Source organism: Candidatus Zixiibacteriota bacterium, from assembly GCA_040756055.1.
Classification (GTDB): domain Bacteria; phylum Zixibacteria; class MSB-5A5; order GN15; family FEB-12.
This window is the reverse complement of sequence record JBFLZR010000003.1, coordinates 189,805-207,363: the sequence shown is the minus strand read 5'-3', so window position 1 is coordinate 207,363 and position 17,559 is coordinate 189,805. Positions and strand designations below refer to the sequence as shown.

Sequence of the window (17,559 nt, the reverse complement as noted above, 5' to 3'; positions counted from 1 at the left end):
GAGGAGATTGTGATCGTGAGTCCCCTTATAATTACAGTAATCGCAGTTGTAGTCGTAATCGCGGCTGTATTGATAATCGTACTGAAAAATTACCGCAAAGTCGGTCCCAATGAGGTGCTGATAATTTCCGGTGGCAAGAAGCGTCAGGTAACGCTGGCCGATGGCACCACTAAGGAAGTAGGTTACCGGATCCGCATCGGCGGCGGTACTTTTGTCAAGCCGTTCATCGAGCAGGCTCAGATACTGCCGCTCGAGATCATTCCCATGTCTTTTGTCGTCGAGGATGCGATAGCAACCAACGGTATCCGGTCGACTGTTAAGGGTACGGCCGAGGTAAAGATCGCCGGAGATGAAGCATCGATTCATCTGGCCGCCGAACAATTTCTGGGAAGACCGATATCGGAGATTCGCGATGTAGCTCTTCGCACTCTTGAAGGTTCGACTCGCGCGTTGATAGGTACGATGAATCTGGAGTCGCTCAACAAGGGCCGCAAGGATTTCGCGAACAAGATATTCGAGGATGTATCCGCTTATTTCGCCAACATGGGATTGAAACTTCAGTCTTACAACCTCAAAGAAATCACCGATCCATCGGGTTACCTCGAAGCTCTCGGTAAGCCGCGGATTGTTCAGGCCCGCCGGGACGCTGAAGTCGCCGAGGCTGAAGCGGCTCGCGACGCCATCATCAAGTCGGCCGAAGCGAAGAAAGAAGGGGACATTGCCAAGTTGGTCGCCGACACGGCGGTCGCCAAGGCCAATCAGGACTTTGAACTGAAGAAAACCGACCTACAAAAGGAACTCAATCGCAAAAAAGCCGATGCCGATTTCGCCTATGAGTTGGAAAGACACAAACTCAACCAGGAACTGAAGGCCGAGGAAGCCAAGGTTAAGCTGATTGAAAAAGACGCGGCTATCGAGCTGGAAAAAAGAGAGATCGCCCGTGTCGAGCAGGAGCTTGAAGCGAAAGTTCGCAAGCCTGCCGCGGCAGAGCAGTACCGTCTTGAGGCCGAAGCCAAAGGCATGGCGGAAGCCAAGCGGGTGCAGGGCCTGATTGAAGCTGAGCTTGTCGAGAAGGTCGGCCATGCCGAAGCTGAAGCTCTGCGCATGAAGGCTGAATCGTGGAATTCTTATTCGCAGCCGGCGATGCTTCAAATGATGTTCGAGAAGCTTCCTGATCTGGCCCGCGAGATGGCCGCCCCGATATCCAAGATAGAGAAGATCGTTATGGTGTCCAACGACGGCAAGCTGGGCACATCGAAGATTACCGGCGAACTGGCGACCATGATGAGCCAGTTGCCTACGGTAGTAAAGTCACTGTCGGGTTTTGATCTGGAAGACTGGATCAAGAAGCTGGCTGACAAACAAACAGAGGAAAAGAGCGAATCACCGCGCAAGACGAAAACCGGCCCGGATAAGGAATAAGAGATGATTTCCAACAGGATAGGCCGTTTAGAGCTCTCTCCTACTCTCCGCATCAATGCCAAAGCCAAGGCCATGAAAGCGTCGGGCATTGATGTCATCGACTTCTCTGTCGGCGAACCGGACTTCCCTACTCCGGCCGATATCAAAGAAGCCGGCAAGAAGGCGATTGACGATAATTTTACCGGCTATACTCCCAATGACGGTATTCCGGAGCTTAAGGAAGCCATCCGCGCCCGTTTGAAAGAAGACCACGGGCTGGAGTATAAGCCGAAAGAGATTATCGTATCGTGCGGCGCCAAGCACAGCCTTTACAACCTGATGATGGCTATTCTCAACAAGGACGAGGAAGTAATCATTCCGGCTCCGTATTGGGTATCGTATCCTCAGCAGGTTTTGATGGTAAAAGGCAAACCGGTCATTGTCCCCACCCGCGAGGACAATGGATTCAGGCTGACGCCCGAAGAGCTCAAGGCCAATATAAATTTCAATACCAAAGCGGTAATCATAAACAACCCGGCCAACCCGACCGGGGCTACCTATACTCGCGACCAGCTTATGGAGCTGTGCGAGGTCGCGGTCGCCGAAGGACTGCTTATTGTAGCGGATGAAATCTACGAGAAGGTTGTTTACGATGGATACCGTTTCCATTCGATCGCATCTTTGAGCGATAAAATCAAAGAGAAGACTGTTGTTATCAACGGTGTTTCGAAGTCGTATTCGATGACCGGATGGCGCATTGGTTTTGCCGCCGGACCGCGAGAGATAATCAACGCGATGGATATAATTCAGTCGCATGCGACATCAAACCCGAATTCGATCGCACAGAAGGCAGCCGCCGAGGCGCTGAGCGGCCATCAGAGCGAAATAAATCAGATGGTGGCCGAGTTCAGCGCACGCCGCAATTACATGCTCAGTAAGTTGAGACGGATACCGGATATTTCGTGTTTCGAGCCAAAAGGAGCGTTCTACCTCTTCCCCAACACTTCGGCCTACTACAACACGGAGTACGGCGGCATGAAGATTCGTAATTCCTACGGCCTCTCATACTACCTTCTAAAAGAAGCCGCTGTGGCGATCGTACCGGGAAGCGCTTTCGGGGCGGAAGACAATATTCGTTTGTCGTACGCTACCTCGATGGATAAGATCGAAGAAGGCACCGACCGGATTATCGAAGCCATGGCAAAACTTAAGGAGTCGCCCAAGTACAAGCGTGTGGCTCTTCAGAATGTCATGACTCACCCGCGCGCCAATGTCGAAGCGAAATATGATGTTTCCGTCGAGGAACGCGATGCCCTGGTGCAGGAAGCGGAGGCTTCCCTGCCTTATGATCGCTATTTCGAGTGGAACGCGAATATCAACGGCATAATTATTCAGCTTCGCACCAATGTACCGCACTTGTACGATTTCTGGGTGGAGAACTGGTATCCGGCGCAGCTCGAGTCGGACCTCGAACCGCACGGTATCATCTATGCTGTCGATGGTGTCCCGGGTAGAACGCCTTTTGGTTACTACAACCCGGATATGCGGACGGCCATTCTGTTCAACACCAGTTATTACGGTCAGGTTCGCAGTTGGGCGCTGGGCATGGTGGCTCAGGCCAGCGAGAGACTTCTCGATGTTCACGGTATCCGGGCTGCCTGTGTCGATTACAACGGAAAGGGACTGGCGCTGATAGGCCCGAAAGGACTCAAGCGCGGTTCGACGTTTTTCCGTCTCTTAGAGGACGACAAAGCCCGCTTTTTGACCAACGACTGGGTGTTCGTTCGTTACCGGGGCAACGAGGCGGTGGCTGACGCTCCGGAGCGAAAGTTCTATCTGAAGACCGATATCACCGAGAAATTCCCGCGTTACGGGAGAATCTTCGACCGGAGCAAGTGCGAGAACGTGGTGACAAACCGGGCCGATTGGACCAACATGAAGGCGCTTGAAGACGAGTGTCCTCTGGACCTTGGCGAACCTTATTGCTACTGGGGTTCGGATGTTTCCCGCGCGCTGGTCGATCCGTCGTGGATCGGCGGACCGGAACGGTATGTGAAACGCAGCCGTCTTAAAGCGGTAGCCATGCTTTGCTATGAGCCGAATTCCCCGGCCATTCAAAAGCTGGACGAAGCATCGGCGCTGGAGTACGTCACCGAGGGCAAGTATCGTCTTGCTTCGGGAGCCGGCATGACTCCGTTTAAGACACAGCCTTTCTTCAATCCGTATATGCTCGGTTCGTCGGTGGATCAGGTCGATCTGCAAAGACGTAATTTCCATCAGTTATTCCGAGTGGCCAAGGCGTTCAAGGTTAATATCGCCGCGATTCCGCCGGAAGCTCTGAAGTCACGAATCAAAGAATTGGTTGGCTAGGAGGTTGACATGGCAAACACACTCGGAATAATAAAGCCGGACGGCGTCAAACGTAAGCTGGTGGGTAAGATTATCAGCAAGATTGAAAGCGCCGGACTGGTTATTCGCGGCATGCGGGTGCTCAAGCTGAGTAAAGCTCAGGCTGAGCAGTTTTATGCTGTCCATGAGGCGAAGCCGTTCTATAAATCGCTGGTGGAGTTCATGACATCCGGCCCGATTGTCGTGATGGTGCTGGGCGGTCATGGTTCTATTGAGCGCTGGCGTGAATTGATGGGCGCTACCGACCCTGCCAAGGCCAAGTATAGCACCATTAGGCGCGAGTTTGGCACTTCTGTGGAGAAGAACGTTGTCCACGGTTCGGATAGCAGTGCAACGGCCAAGACTGAAGTTGCGTTCTTTTTTAAAGATGATGACATATTGCCCAAGGAATAAATCGAAATGTCAGATTCAATATATCAAACTGAAATTTACGCCCGTTTTTATCGTGACCTTCAGCGGCGCCTGAACGGGCCAAACATAAAGGACGTAACTCTCGAGGAGTTGCGTGAGCCGGCGGTCGCAACCGGCAGGCAAACCACTTACGGTTCCTGGGGCTGGCGCTCGATGGTTTCCAGCCGTATCGCCGAAAAGACGGTCGTGCTCGGCTCGGAGAAAGTCCGCGAGTACCATCTTGCCGACGGCAAGAAACAGATCATATCCAAAGCGCCGGACGAGCTGGACAAGGTGCTACACCTGATGGAGACGATGCCTTTCGTTCGTCTTCGTCGCCAGATGGGCCGGAATTCCGAGTACAATCCCAAGTGTAATCTTTACATGTCGATCGCCGACCCAAAAAATCACAGGTTGGCTTATATGTGGGGACACACCATGGGGCCAATCACGAAAGACCCGGGGCCGGAGTTCACCCTGATACACATTCCCGAAGAACATCAGATTCGCCAGCAGGCGCTTGTCCTTCCCGACTATAATCTCACCATGGTTCTTGGCTCGGATTATATGGGCGAGGACAAAAAGGGATTTTTACGCAACGGCATGTTCGGCGCCGACAAACTGGGAATGCTGGGGCTTCACGCGGGTACGAAGGTCGTAATCATAAAGGACCCGAAAACTAACAAGCTTAAGAAGTACGGAGTGTTTTTGTTCGGGCTTTCCGCGACGGGTAAGAGCACCTGGTCATGTCACCAACTCGGGTTGGACTGGAGCAAGGGCGAGCGGACGCTGGTTTGCCAGGATGATATCTGTTTTCTGAAGAACGACGGCGCGGCTTTCGGTTCCGAGGCCAACTTCTTCGTCAAAACCGATGTGGACTCCAAACTTCAGGAAGCGATGTACAACTCCCTTGTTCACAAGAGCGCGCTTTATGAGAATGTCATGATCGACTCCAGAGGAGCGCCTGATTTTCTCGATGAAAACCTGTGCGGTAACGGCCGCGCGGTGGTGATGAAAAAGCAGCTCAAGATCAAGCGCGGCTGGGGACCGTTCGCGATGAAGGACATCTGGTATCCCTCGTACGACCTTCCGCCTCTGGACGAGTTGGATGGTTTGGTGTTTGCGTTTATTACCCGCCGTAATACGATTATGTCGTTCTCGCAACGTCTGACGCCGATGCAGGCGGTGCTGGCTTATCTGTGGGGAGAGTCGAGCCACAGCTACGCATCGAATCCGGCCAAGGCGGGAGAATCGGTGCGCACGGTTGGGACGGATCCGTTTATTGTCGGGTCACGAGCCGCCAAGGTAAACCTGTTCTACCGGATTGTCATGGAACTGGTCTCCAATTATCCGGACAAGGTCTCTTTTTATCAGTATAACACCGGTGGTATGGGCGAGATTATCGAGCTCAGCGAGAGCGGCGCCAAAAAGATGGTGCGCAAAACCGAACGCGTGCCCATAAACACCATGGCCGCTATCCAGCGCGGAGACCTTCGCAGCACCAACCAGTATGCCCCCAGTCTTTTTGGAACCGAGGTGATTGTCTCAGCGGAGGGCGCGGACCTGAGCCAGTATGTGCCGGAACATTACTATTCAAAAGATCAGATAGACTACTATCTTCGCGATCTCGTCAACGGTCGCCGGGCTTTCACGGAGAAGGTGGCCGAAGAGGGTCTGATGGCGGAGATTATTCGCGCCGCCGAGGATTCCTACAGCATAGCTCCAGAGTCCGAAACCAAGGTCTCGATGGCTTCGACGAAGAAGACAACACCTCCGCCGCCCAAGGACAAGCCGGCAGCCAAACTGACCGACTGGAAACCTAACGCCCGGTTGGCACGCGACCGGGGCTGGCGGTATGGATGATCAACAATCAGTGAACTAATGTCTGTCCGATCTGTTAAATGTCTTACCGGATGGATGATTGAAGCACTGATTAGCAACTGGGAAGACTAATGCCTACTTATGAATATCGATGTGCTGAGTGCGGACATGAGTTCGAAGAATTTCAGGCCATAAGTGACCCGCCCATCACTATCTGCCCCTCCTGCGGGGGAAAGACTCAACGTATTATCAGTGGCGGCGCGGGACTGATTTTCAAAGGGTCGGGGTTCTATATCACCGACTACCGCAACAGCAAATACAAAGCTGATGCTACCAAGGACAGTTCGGCGGGCGTTACCGGTTCATCGGGTGCCAAGTCAACGTCAGGCTCGGAGTCTTCTTCCAGCAAACCGTCCGCAAGCAACGCAAAGTAGTCAAAATCACCGGGGCGCAAATGTCATCATTTTCTATTTCGGATCTGGCCGGGCAGTTGAGTGACCCTTCCCTGCTGGTCACGGATCTCACCGACTACGAAAAGTATTTCCACGATGCCACCATAGCCATCGGTCGACCTTCGGCCATAGTCTTCGCCGCCAACGAGTCGGATGTGATTGCCGCTCTGCGATTCTGTAAGCAAAATAATCTTGCCGTGGTGCCGAGGGGAGCGGGTACGGGCCTATCGGGGGGATGCGTTCCGAAGGATGGCAGTCTGGTGCTATCGACAGAGCGAATGACAGGGCTTCAAATCGACGCTGAGACTGAAACGGCACGGGTCGGGCCCGGCGTGATCACGAAACATCTCATGGATTCCGCGGCCGAGTTCGGTTTGACCTATCCCCCGGACCCGGCCAGCTATGATGAATCCACGATAGGTGGAAATGTGGCTGAGAATGCCGGTGGACTGAGGTGTAAGCGTTTCGGGGTCACTAAGGACTATGTAATCGGGCTTAGGGCTGTGACGGCTGACGGCAGAATCCTAAAAACCGGTATCTACAACGAAAATCGCGGGTTTGCGCTTGCTGACGTGATAATCGGCAGCGAGGGTACCCTTGCTGTGATAACCGAAATCGCCGTTCGACTGATACCAACACCTGCGGTTGGGGATACCATCCTTGTGGCATTTGAAAACCCGAAGAACGCCGCTCAAACTGTCAGCGATATAACCCGTGCGGGAATCGTTCTGACGGTGATGGAGTATCTCGATGGTGACGCGGCGGCCTGCTCCAATCAATATGAGCGCACCGAAGGAATCGACAACGCTGCCGCCATTCTGCTTTTCGAGACGCCGGCAGAGAAACGCCCGGAGATTACCGGGGTGATAAGGGCTTTTTGCGAAAAGAACAGATGCTCCTATTTGAGGGTGGAAAACGATGCCTCCCGGGCGGAGTCCCTCTGGCGGGTAAGACGCAATCTAAGCAAAGCGGTCAAAGAAATAGCCGAGATAAGGATTTCCGAGGATGTGGCGGTACCGATTTCAAAGTTCCCTGTGCTGGTGGACTTTGTAGCCGAAATGAACCGGCGAAGCCCGCTCAGAATTAACGCCTTCGGTCATGCCGGAGACGGCAATCTTCATGTCAATTTCCTGTCGATGACCGGTGACCCGGGCGATTACGGTGTCATGGAAGACCAAATACGGGTACTTCTGAGAAAGGCAGTCGAACTGGGGGGTACTCTATCGGGCGAACATGGGATCGGTCTGGCAAAACAGGACTATTTGACGCTTGAATTCGACGCTTTGACTCTGGATTACATGAAGCGCATAAAATCCGTTTTTGACGCTGATGGCCTGCTCAATCCCGGAAAAATCTTCGTATAATTGAAAAATCTTAGAGCAAATTGACGTGTGCCTCTTGACAAGGTTAGAGTGCGAATGTAATATAGGCGAATGTGAAACATTTCACATTGTAACTATTACATAACGGAATACGAGAACCAATTAACCCAAGATTCAAAACCAAATAAAGGAGTCTCTCATGGCCAAAACTTTGAAAGAAACACTGGCCGGTATTATTCCCAAACTCCGCGAAGAGAGAGCTGATATTCTGAAGAACCACGGTGATAAAGTTATCTCCGAGGTTACTATTGCTCAGGCGTTCGGCGGCATGCGCGGCGTTAAGGGGATGATTTGCGATACGTCCGTCGTAGAACCGGATCAGGGTTTGATTATTCGTGGCAAGCCGATTCTCAAGATTCAGGATAAACTTCCTGAAGAAATCTTCTGGTTGTTGATCACCGGTGAGCTCCCTTCCGAGGAAGAGCTCAAATTGTTCCAAAAGGAACTGAAGGCCGCCGGTGAGGTTCCGAACTATGTTTGGAAAGTTCTCAAGGCGATGCCGAAGACCTCGCATCCGATGGCTATGCTCGACACGGCAATTCTGGCTATGGAGAACGAGTCACAGTTCCGCAAACAGTATGACGCCGGTATGGCGAAAACGGAATACTGGGAACCGGCTCTGGCCGATGCCATCAAAATTATCGCAACCATCCACACCATCGCGGCCGGCGTCTATCGCATCAAGTACAAGAAGGGTGACCTGATCGAGCCGTCCAACAAGCTCGACTGGGGCGCGGACTATGCCAAGATGCTCGGTTTGCCGTCGCGCAAGGGTCAGAACTATGAAATGATGCGTTTGTATCTGACGCTGCACACCGACCACGAGGGTGGTAACGTGTCGGCGTTTACCTGTCATACCGTTGGTTCGGCCCTCTCGGATCCGTATTACGCTGTGTCAGCGGGTTTGAACGGTCTGGCCGGCCCTCTGCATGGTCTGGCCAATCAGGAATGTCTTAACTGGATTCTCCAGACGATGGAGAAATTCGGCGGCGCTCCGAGTGAGAAGCAGATTGAAGATTACGCATGGGAAACCCTCAACAGTGGTAAGGTCATCCCGGGATACGGCCATGCCGTATTGCGTGTCACTGATCCGCGGTTTACCGCTTTCAACGGCTTCGGCAAGAAGTATCTCAAGAACAACCCGGTCTTCCAGACTGTCGACCGTGTCTTCAATGTCGTTCCGAAGGTACTTCAGGCTCAGGGCAAGGCCAAGAACCCGTGGCCGAACGTCGATGCCGGTTCCGGCGCTCTTCTGTACGAAGCCGGAATTAAGGAATTCGATTACTACACCGTTCTGTTCTCGGTGTCCCGTTCGATGGGTATGCTGGCTCAGCTGGTGCTCAACCGCGCCCTGGGTACGGCCATTACTCGTCCGAAATCAGTCAGCACGGCCTGGATCAAGGCTCAGATCAACAAGTAATTGTTTCGGGCATTGTAGAATAAAAAGCGGCTCGCTTGCGAGCCGCTTTCTTTATTCACGATCGGTTTCGCTCAAGCGGGTAGAGTTATGACAAAGCATGCTCCGCCCAGCGAGCTGCTTTCCACTTTCACCTCTCCCCCGGCGTCCGAAATTATGCGGTGGACAGTAGGCAATCCGAGTCCGGTTCCAGCTTCCTTGGTAGTGTAGTAAGGAGTGAATATCTTTTCGCGAATCTCGGGCGATATACCGGGCCCGCTGTCTTCGAACCGAATCTCAACCAGAGACTCGACTTTTCTGGCCGAGATAGAAATCTCACCGGGGCGACCACCGAGAGCTTCTTTAGCGTTGTTAAAGAGGTTCGACAGCACTTGCTTGAGGTTGTCGGGATCGGCCTGTATCTCGAGGGCAGGATCGACATCGATCGATAACTCGATACACAGCGTGTCAGTTTCCGCTTCAACAAGCTTGCGGAAATCGGCGGCGGCCTGGCTAAGATTAATGATTTTGCGGCGTTCGTTGGCTTCGTGGGCCAGAGCAAGAAATTTGGTGATGATTTCGTTGAGACGTTTTGTCTCGGCCCGAATCTGCTTCGTGAAAGACAGATACTCCTGCTGATTCTCCGAAGGCGTGAATTCGGCGGCCAGACGCTGAGCCGCTATTGAGATGGTGTTGAGCGGATTTCGAATTTCGTGGGCGACGCCGGCGGCGAGGTTACCCATTTCGGAGAGTCTCTCCTTGCGGGCCGACTTGCGTTGTAAGTCGCGGTACCCCGTAACATCATAGAGAACGCTGACGATACCATCGAACTGACCTTCATCGGATTTCATCTTCGATATTGCCACAAGGAGTTGCTTCTGCTCGTTATTGACGCTGGCTGAGAGTTCTTTCTCAAACGACATTTCAGCGCCGTCCTCAATCCTCTTGAAGGCGAGTTCCTCGAGTTTGATGGCGCTGTCCCAGACCGCGCCGGCGCTGTCTTTAAGTCCCAGGGTGCGTTCGAAAGCCTCGTTGGCAAGGATGATGTGTCCGCGACGGTCGACCGCCGCCACGCCTATTCGCATCTGATCGAATATCTTGTCACTGATTGATTTCATGCGACGATACTCGCGGGCGATTTCTTTTCTCTTACGCCGGGTGTTCAGATACAACACGACCACCACCACAAACACAAACAGCACGGCCGAAATCGTGATCATCTGCCTGTCGTAACCGCGCGAAATGGCGGCGTAGGCATCCAGCGACAGGCCTATTCTCAGAAGACCGAACGGATAAGTAGTGGTAGCGAATGGATGAACCAACTCGAGGACTTCGCTTCCCTGAAAATCATAGAGGCGATGCCGGGTTGAATCACTATCGAGCGACTCCGACAGAAACGGGTCTGATTCTATTGAAAGCAGGCTGCCGGTTTTGCGGGAGGCAAAGATGATTCCGTCGGTCGACTGGTAAATTATATACTCGACGCCGGCTTCCTGTCCCATCTTCTGCACCAGAAAACCAATCTGTGTCTGGCTGAGGGCATTGACGTAGTAGTGAGCGTCGGCGACAATCAGGACAATCCGGTCGAGGTTATTGGTCATCTCGATATAGTAATGGACGGTTTCATCGGGACTGTCCCCCTGATCAAGCAGAAGGATATAGTTGTTTTCCGGATTGGCAATGAGCTGGCCTATTTCGTTGACGACAAAATCGGGAGGCTTGACAACTGACCCGCGCGCGACGCCTCCGGCGATCAGGTTGGTATCCACACCATAGATGTAAATGCCGTAAAGATTGTGGGCCGACGCGACCTGAAGCAATTCCCGGTCAGTAAAAGCATCGAGCGGCATCTGGGCCAGTTCAACGACTATTTCGGCATAACGCATGTGGACGAGATAATCGAAGAAACGCTCGGACTCGATTGCGTTGTCGGCCGCCTCGGTGAGGGCCCCTACAAACGCCGTGCCCTGTGCCACCAGAAGTTGGAGGCTGTCTTCACGGCTTTCTTTTATGCTGACCCAAGTTATGACAAAAACGACCACCGCCAGGGTTATCAGAATGATGGCGATATATCGCTGTTCAATCCCGGCAATAGCCGTTTTTTCCCGTCTGGACATATGCTGAAGCTATTTTATTGGATGATTGCTGGCAAGTAAAAGTTATGCCGGGGTCGCCGCTTCTGCGGCAGAGGAAGTGGCGACGGTTGCGACGTTCTGCTCTATGGGCAGGGTAACGGTGAAAGAGGCGCCGTTATCGTATTCGTACAAAATATTTGCCCGATGAGTGTCTACTATCTTTTTGCACGTGATCAGGCCGATACCGTGTCCCTTGCGCTTGGTGGTGAAGCGCTTGTGGAAAACGAGGTCTTCCTTGTCATTCTGGACGCCGGGTCCGTTGTCGGAGATTTTCAGAAGCGCCCTTCGCGAACTATCGCTTTCGACTATGCGTGATTCAATCACGATGCGCCGGTCGGATTGCCGTTCCTCCAGAGCCTCGGCCGCGTTTTGAAGCAGGTTGACCAAAAGCTGCTGGATTTGTCCGGGGTCCAATTCAACCAGCGGGATGTCGGTGGACAGGTTAGTGACGATTTCGATGTGGTCAAACCGGTTTTGTGGCTTGAGGAAAGCGACCACGTTCTCTATCAGCTGATTCAAATCGGACGGTTCGAATCTGATGTCGCCCTCGTTGAGATCCATGAGACCATCGGTGAAGTGGGCTATTCTGTCGATGGTATTCTTCATTACCTCGAGTTTCTTGGCAATTTTTTCGTTATCATTTTTTTTCATTAGAAGGGGCATCAGTTCAACATTGCCCGAGAGAATGGCGAGGAAATTGTTGATTTCGTGGGCTATGTCGCCGGCCATTTCACCGCGGGTATAGTAGCGGTCCAGACGCACCATCATCTCCTGGAAATTCCTCGACTCGGAAATGTCCTTGACTATGTACAAGTGGGCCCATACTTCGCCCTCACGAGTATGAACCGCCGCGGATATGAGATACGCTGGAAACAAACTGGCGTCGCCTCTTCGGCAAAGTACTTCCTGAGCCTGGTTGTCGCCGAGGACAAGCTTGGCGGTTTCACTATGGCGTTTTTGCGAAAAGAGCTTGCCGACATCGCTGCCGATTGCTTTCGACCGTTCTATCCGGAAAACCTCGGAGGCTTTGCGATTGAATACCGTTATCTCGCCTTCGGGGGAAGTTGATATAATGCAAACCGGTGAAGAGTCGATCAGCGTCTGCAAAAACTCCTGCGATTCGATCAGCATCTCATTCGACTCTTCAAGGCGGGCGTTGTAATCGGTCATCTTCTTATTGTTCTCCCACAGGGTGAGAGACATGTTGTTGTATGCTTCGGCAAGCTTCGACAGTTCGTTATCCATGTCCGTCTCGACCAGAGAGTACAGTTCCCCCTTGACGGTTTTTTCGAAGCCCCGGATGAGTCTTTCGAGAGGCTGCTGGAATCTTTTATTGATGAGATAAACCGTCAGCAGCGACACCAGGGCCGCCACCAGAAACAACATCAGGAAAGTGTACCGAAACTGCTCCCCGCCCATCCCAAGATTGGTGTGATCGGAAATCGCCACAAGGACCAGCGACATATTGTTCACGACCCCGGCGTGATAGTAGTATACGAAAAAGCGTCCGCCGTGAATAATGGGGATAAGCAGTTCTTCCGAAGAGCCAACATCGTTTACGATTATGTCGGGATCGACCAGCGACTCGAAGCCGGCGTATTTTTCATCCGGGAAAGGTCCGGTTAATTCGTAGAGTTCGAACAGCCTCACGGCTTTACTGTCACCGCTCACCGCGTAGAGGTAAGACTGGACCACGTTGTTGATTTTCAGGGAATGCTCAAGTTGCTTTCGGAATTCCTTGTCACCGACGAGCGAGGCTATGTCTGAATAGGAGCTGTCGGCCGCCCGGTCAATACTTGATGTAGCTTCGCGAAGTTTATTTCTCATCGAGACGTATTCTGAATCGACCGTCTCGTTTTCGGCGGGATAGAAGATGACAATGGCAAGGGCAGTAAAAACAAAAACAACCTGAATTAGTATTATATTCCCCAGCCTGGTAAGAAAAGCGGCCCGCTTGTTCGGGAAAACGCGCATTATCCTTTTTATGCTCATAACCTTAAGATATATCGGATGATTCGGGGGAAAGTTGACCTGGGCTGAAAATACAAAGTGGGAGTGGTGGAGGGGGGATGCCCGACTCTAACGTCAGGTGGCTGGATGTCCAGCACACACCACTCCCATTTCTCCAAACCTTTAAAGTCCTGCAAACTTTATACGTTGCAAGCCCCGTGCCGATTACCGAAAGTGGTATGTTGCGTCGGCCTTACACTCATGATAATGGATAACCCATTAAGTAGCAAGAAATAAAAAGACCCCAAAATGGATAAAACCGATACGAATATTGGTGATTTACTTCAAAAATCGTATGCAATAGTGCAATATTTTGCCGAAGCAAAATTCACAATTTTGATGGCATCAGGATGCGGCAAGTACCCGCACAGGACGCAACAGCCGGCTGGATGGCGTGGTCAGCATCATCGGACCGGCTGATATTGATTCGTAAGATATTATCTTAGGCGCGCTTAGCGTGCTTGTCCTCAAGTGCTTCGATATATTTCTCGGCGGCCACAGCAGCGGTGGTACCGTCGCCCACAGCGTTGGTGACCTGTCTGACGAGCTGGGAGCGAACATCGCCACAGGCGAATACGCCGGGGATGGAGGTCGCCATCTTGTAATCGGTGAGAATATAGCCGCCCTCGTCTTTTTTCATCTCTTCGCGGGTTATATCTGAATTGGGATGGAAGCCGATATAGGGGAAAACCGCGCCGACGGCGAGATCCGACATTTCCCCGGTTTTCACATTTTTGAGTTTGAGATTACTGACGCGTTTACCGTCGCCCTCGATTTCCTCGACGACGGAATCCCAGATAAATTCAATTTTGTCGTTGGCGAAAGCTCGTTGCTGAATAATTTTCTGAGCGCGCAGTTCGTCGCGGCGGTGGATGATATAGACTTTCGACGCGTATTTTGTCAGGTAGCCGCCTTCTTCCACGGCGGCATCTCCCCCACCGACGACGGCGATAACCTGGCCCTTGAAGAAAGCGCCGTCGCATATGGCACAATAAGAGACGCCCCTGCCGCTATATTCCTTTTCTCCGGGGATGTCAAGAAACACAGGTGAGCCGCCGGTGGAGAGAATAACCGCTCTCCCTCTGTATACTTTGCCGGAAGCGCATTTTGCCAAACGATAGTCGCCTTCGGAGTAAACTTCTTCGACTTCTTCCATTTTGATTTCAAGGCCGAATTTTGTGGCGTGGTCAGCGAACTTCTGGGCCAGTTCCGAGCCCTGGATGTGTTCGAATCCGATATAGTCTTCGACCTCGCCCGTGTTGGCAATCTGGCCGCCGGGAATATATTTTTCGAGACAGACTGTTTTGCGATTGGCGCGGGCGGAATAAAGTCCGGCGCAAAGACCGCCGGGTCCACCGCCAACAATTACAACATCATATTCGATTATTTCAGCCATTTGGATACCTCAGATATTTTCTTAGTCCTTTTTCCAATTCTATCGGTTCAATCGAGAGAAGTTCTTTCATTCTGGTGATGTCACCGGTGTTGCCCATCTCCATCATCTTCAGTTGGTCGCGCGTTATCGGGGCCGGCGTGAGAATTTTCTCCAGCGCCGATGCTACTGCGTACATAACCGCTATGGGGATGTGAAAGTTCACCCTCCGTTTGCCAAGCACGCGCTTAATAATATTCAATATTTCAATATATTCAAGCTTTTCGGGACCGCCAATTTCGATTATCTGAGACAAGACCCGGTCGTTGGTCAGGGCGGCCGCCATCGCCTGCACGAGGTCATCGATATAGACCGGCTGCAGCATGAATTTACCGGATCCGATAACCGGTGTGACGGGATACATCTTAATCATTCGGGTCAGAAGGGAGACAAATCCGTCCCCCGGACCGTAGATGATCGAGGGCCTGTAGATTACAAAGTCCAGTCCCGAGTCGATCACTGCCTGCTCAGCGAGATATTTCGTCCGGTGGTATCTGGTGGGAGCATTGATGGAGGTGCCCATTGCCGATAGGTAGATCAGTCTTGCAACAGAGGACTCGTGGCAGGCCTGCACTACGTTGGCGGTCCCTTGAGATACGGTTTTATCGAAGGAGTTCGTTTTTGTCTCGGCGATAATCCCGACCAGATGATAGACCGCAAAGATGCTTTTAAAAGCCGACTTAAGCGCCTCGGTATCGTCGACCGAGCCTACATGATACACCACCTCGCTGACAAAACGATCGCGGGCCGGTACTCTTCGCGTCACTACCGTGACTTCGTGTCCGGCGCTCAGCAGCTTGTTCACCAGATGGTGACCAACGAACCCTGTTCCGCCGGTGACAGCGATTTTCACCAGTCAATCCCCTTTTGAGCGAGAATGCCCTTCTGGTAGGGGTGTTTAATTTCGCGCATCTCGGTCACCAAATCGGCTTTCTGCTGTAACGAGTCCAGGGCATTTCGTCCGGTTATTACCAAGTGTTGCTTTTCATTACGGGCAGCCAGAATTGAGTCGAGTTCCTCCTCGGTGACCAGGCCAAGATCAATGGCAACATTGAGTTCATCGAGGATAATCAACTGGTATTTGCCTGAGGATATTTTGTCGAGCGCCAGCTTCACTCCCTCCTGGGCGGCGAACCGGTGTTCTTCAAAAGACTTGTCATCATCGATTATACCTACAAAACCTTCGCCGACGGTGTGAAGTTCAACATTGGGCTCGAGTCTTTTGATGCCCTTGAGTTCGCCGTATTTCCAGCTTCCTTTGATGAACTGGATAACGCATATATTCCAGTTATAACCAACCGCACGCACACACATGCCCAGGGCAGCCGTAGTTTTGCCTTTTCCGTTGCCCGTATAGACCAACAGAAGGCCCTTGGAATCGGCCTTTTTTTCTGTCATTTTGATCCTTTCAGAGTTAGCCCGTGTCCGAAAATGTACAATTTCGCGGTCAAAAAGGCAACCGCCCAAATGGTTTGAGGTTTGCCTGCCGCCGATTGGTATTTATTTGAATACTGACCAAATTCGGTTGACAATGCGGCTTCCCGAAGATATATTTAAATAAAGATATTATTGATTTTGATTCACTAATTGAAATACGAAGCTCTTTGGGAAGGAGGGTGCGGTGCAGTTTACGAAGGCTGAGGAGTACGGGCTACTGGGGATCTTGTACCTTGCCGAAAAAGAACCTAATGTCATAACTCCTCTTTCGGAGATTTCTGAGGCTCAGGAGATACCGGAAAAATTCCTCGCGAAAATATTCCAGTCGCTATCCAGATCTGGTCTTGTGCGCTCACACAGAGGGGTACGCGGCGGTTTCACGCTGGGTAAACGTCCGGAAGAGATCTCCATAAAAGAGATTCTGGAGTCTATCCAGGGACCTTATCATCTACTCAAGTGCATACCGGAACCAACGCTTTGTACCAAGGCGGGGTTCTGTTCACTTAGAGAGTTGTTGGTGATAGCTGAGAGTAAGTTGATCTCTGTATTTGCTGACCATACGTTAGCGGACCTTTCCCGCTGGCAGACCAGCAAGACTGTCGCCGGCTAATCAGAAGAAATTCTGACTTTTTTCCTGTTAAACCGGTTTACAACCCATATCAAAAACCTTATCTTCTCTGGACGTTTGCAAAAGAGAAGGATTGGGTTAGTTTATGCCGGTAAAGTCCGATCGCTGGATCATCGAAATGGCCAAAAACCATGAGATGATCAAGCCCTTTTCCGAGTCCCAGGTCAGGGCTGGGATAAGTTTTGGGGTGTCGTCTTACGGCTACGATATAAGCCTGTCTGACGAGTTCAAGGTTTTCGACCCCTCCGGACTGTCCGAAATTGACCCAAAGAACAGCCCGCTTGAGCATTTCAAGGACCTGCGGGCGGAGTCGGTGCTCATTCCGGCCAATTCCTTCCTGCTGGGACGCACCCGCGAATATTTCAAGATTCCCCGTAACATAATCACCATCTGCACCGGCAAGTCGACTTACGCGCGGTCGGGTGTGATTGTAAATGTCACTCCTTTTGAACCGGAGTGGGAAGGCTATGCGACTATTTCGCTCTCCAACACCGGTCCGGTACCTGCCCGGGTGTACGCCAACGAGGGAATCGCCCAGCTGATATTTCTTCAGGCAGACGAGATTTGTAGTCATTCATATAGAGATAAAAAAGGTAAATATCAAGGACAACAGGGGATAACGACGTCCAAATCGGACTGAGTATCCCGGGGATTTTTTTAAAGACC

Annotated in this window: 14 protein-coding genes; 9 read left to right on the top strand and 5 right to left on the bottom strand. The window is 51.9% G+C overall.

Translation table 11 applies throughout. The features are described 5' to 3' along the window. The first annotated feature begins 15 nt into the window (after window positions 1-15). The 7 genes from AB1483_07390 to AB1483_07360 all read left to right on the top strand — a co-directional run bounded on the left by AB1483_07390 (window position 16) and on the right by AB1483_07360 (window position 9,275). Entirely contained in the window at window positions 16-1,422 is a 1,407-nt protein-coding gene (locus AB1483_07390) for an SPFH domain-containing protein (GenBank protein MEW6412282.1), read from the top strand. A gap of 3 nt (window positions 1,423-1,425) precedes the next feature. Next, entirely contained in the window at window positions 1,426-3,771 is a 2,346-nt protein-coding gene (locus AB1483_07385; protein MEW6412281.1) for a pyridoxal phosphate-dependent aminotransferase, read from the top strand. 9 nt (window positions 3,772-3,780) lie between these two features. Continuing rightward, a complete protein-coding gene (gene ndk / locus AB1483_07380; GenBank protein MEW6412280.1) occupies window positions 3,781-4,203 on the top strand; it encodes a nucleoside-diphosphate kinase in 423 nt (140 codons plus the stop codon). A 6-nt stretch (window positions 4,204-4,209) separates the two neighbouring features. Further along, window positions 4,210-6,063: a phosphoenolpyruvate carboxykinase (ATP) gene (locus AB1483_07375; GenBank protein MEW6412279.1), complete on the top strand. Its 1,854-nt coding sequence runs from the start codon at window positions 4,210-4,212 to the stop codon at window positions 6,061-6,063. Window positions 6,064-6,152: 89 nt separating this feature from the next. Continuing rightward, the gene (locus AB1483_07370) at window positions 6,153-6,455 is read left to right on the top strand and encodes an FmdB family zinc ribbon protein (protein ID MEW6412278.1); all 303 of its coding nucleotides are present in this window, start codon (window positions 6,153-6,155) and stop codon (window positions 6,453-6,455) included. Between the two features lie 20 nt (window positions 6,456-6,475). Then, on the top strand, window positions 6,476-7,837 hold the full coding sequence (locus AB1483_07365; GenBank protein MEW6412277.1) for an FAD-linked oxidase C-terminal domain-containing protein: 1,362 nt from the start codon (window positions 6,476-6,478) through the stop codon (window positions 7,835-7,837). Between the two features lie 157 nt (window positions 7,838-7,994). Next, a complete protein-coding gene (locus AB1483_07360; GenBank protein MEW6412276.1) occupies window positions 7,995-9,275 on the top strand; it encodes a citrate (Si)-synthase in 1,281 nt (426 codons plus the stop codon). Window positions 9,276-9,346: 71 nt separating this feature from the next. Here the strand turns inward: AB1483_07360 and AB1483_07355 are convergent, their stop codons facing one another. The 5 genes from AB1483_07355 to cobO form a co-directional block, all read right to left on the bottom strand. Continuing rightward, complete coding sequence (locus tag AB1483_07355) at window positions 9,347-11,368, bottom strand: ATP-binding protein (protein MEW6412275.1); 2,022 nt, start codon at window positions 11,366-11,368, stop codon at window positions 9,347-9,349. 42 nt (window positions 11,369-11,410) lie between these two features. Then, window positions 11,411-13,378 carry an ATP-binding protein gene (locus tag AB1483_07350; GenBank protein MEW6412274.1) on the bottom strand — a complete coding sequence of 656 codons (1,968 nt, stop codon included), beginning with the start codon at window positions 13,376-13,378 and terminating at the stop codon, window positions 11,411-11,413. 460 nt (window positions 13,379-13,838) lie between these two features. Next, window positions 13,839-14,792, bottom strand: coding sequence for a thioredoxin-disulfide reductase (gene trxB / locus AB1483_07345; GenBank protein MEW6412273.1), 954 nt, complete (start codon window positions 14,790-14,792; stop codon window positions 13,839-13,841). Continuing rightward, entirely contained in the window at window positions 14,785-15,681 is an 897-nt protein-coding gene (locus tag AB1483_07340; protein ID MEW6412272.1) for a complex I NDUFA9 subunit family protein, read from the bottom strand. Before AB1483_07340 ends, trxB begins: the two co-directional genes overlap by 8 nt. Further along, window positions 15,678-16,226 carry a cob(I)yrinic acid a,c-diamide adenosyltransferase gene (gene cobO / locus AB1483_07335; protein MEW6412271.1) on the bottom strand — a complete coding sequence of 183 codons (549 nt, stop codon included), beginning with the start codon at window positions 16,224-16,226 and terminating at the stop codon, window positions 15,678-15,680. The genes AB1483_07340 and cobO overlap by 4 nt, the downstream gene beginning before the upstream one ends. A gap of 223 nt (window positions 16,227-16,449) precedes the next feature. Here cobO and AB1483_07330 point away from each other — a divergent pair, with 223 nt between their 5' ends. Both AB1483_07330 and dcd read left to right on the top strand, forming a co-directional pair. Further along, window positions 16,450-16,875 carry an Rrf2 family transcriptional regulator gene (locus AB1483_07330; GenBank protein ID MEW6412270.1) on the top strand — a complete coding sequence of 142 codons (426 nt, stop codon included), beginning with the start codon at window positions 16,450-16,452 and terminating at the stop codon, window positions 16,873-16,875. A gap of 103 nt (window positions 16,876-16,978) precedes the next feature. Next, a complete protein-coding gene (gene dcd, locus AB1483_07325) occupies window positions 16,979-17,533 on the top strand; it encodes a dCTP deaminase (protein MEW6412269.1) in 555 nt (184 codons plus the stop codon). Window positions 17,534-17,559: the final 26 nt, after the last annotated feature.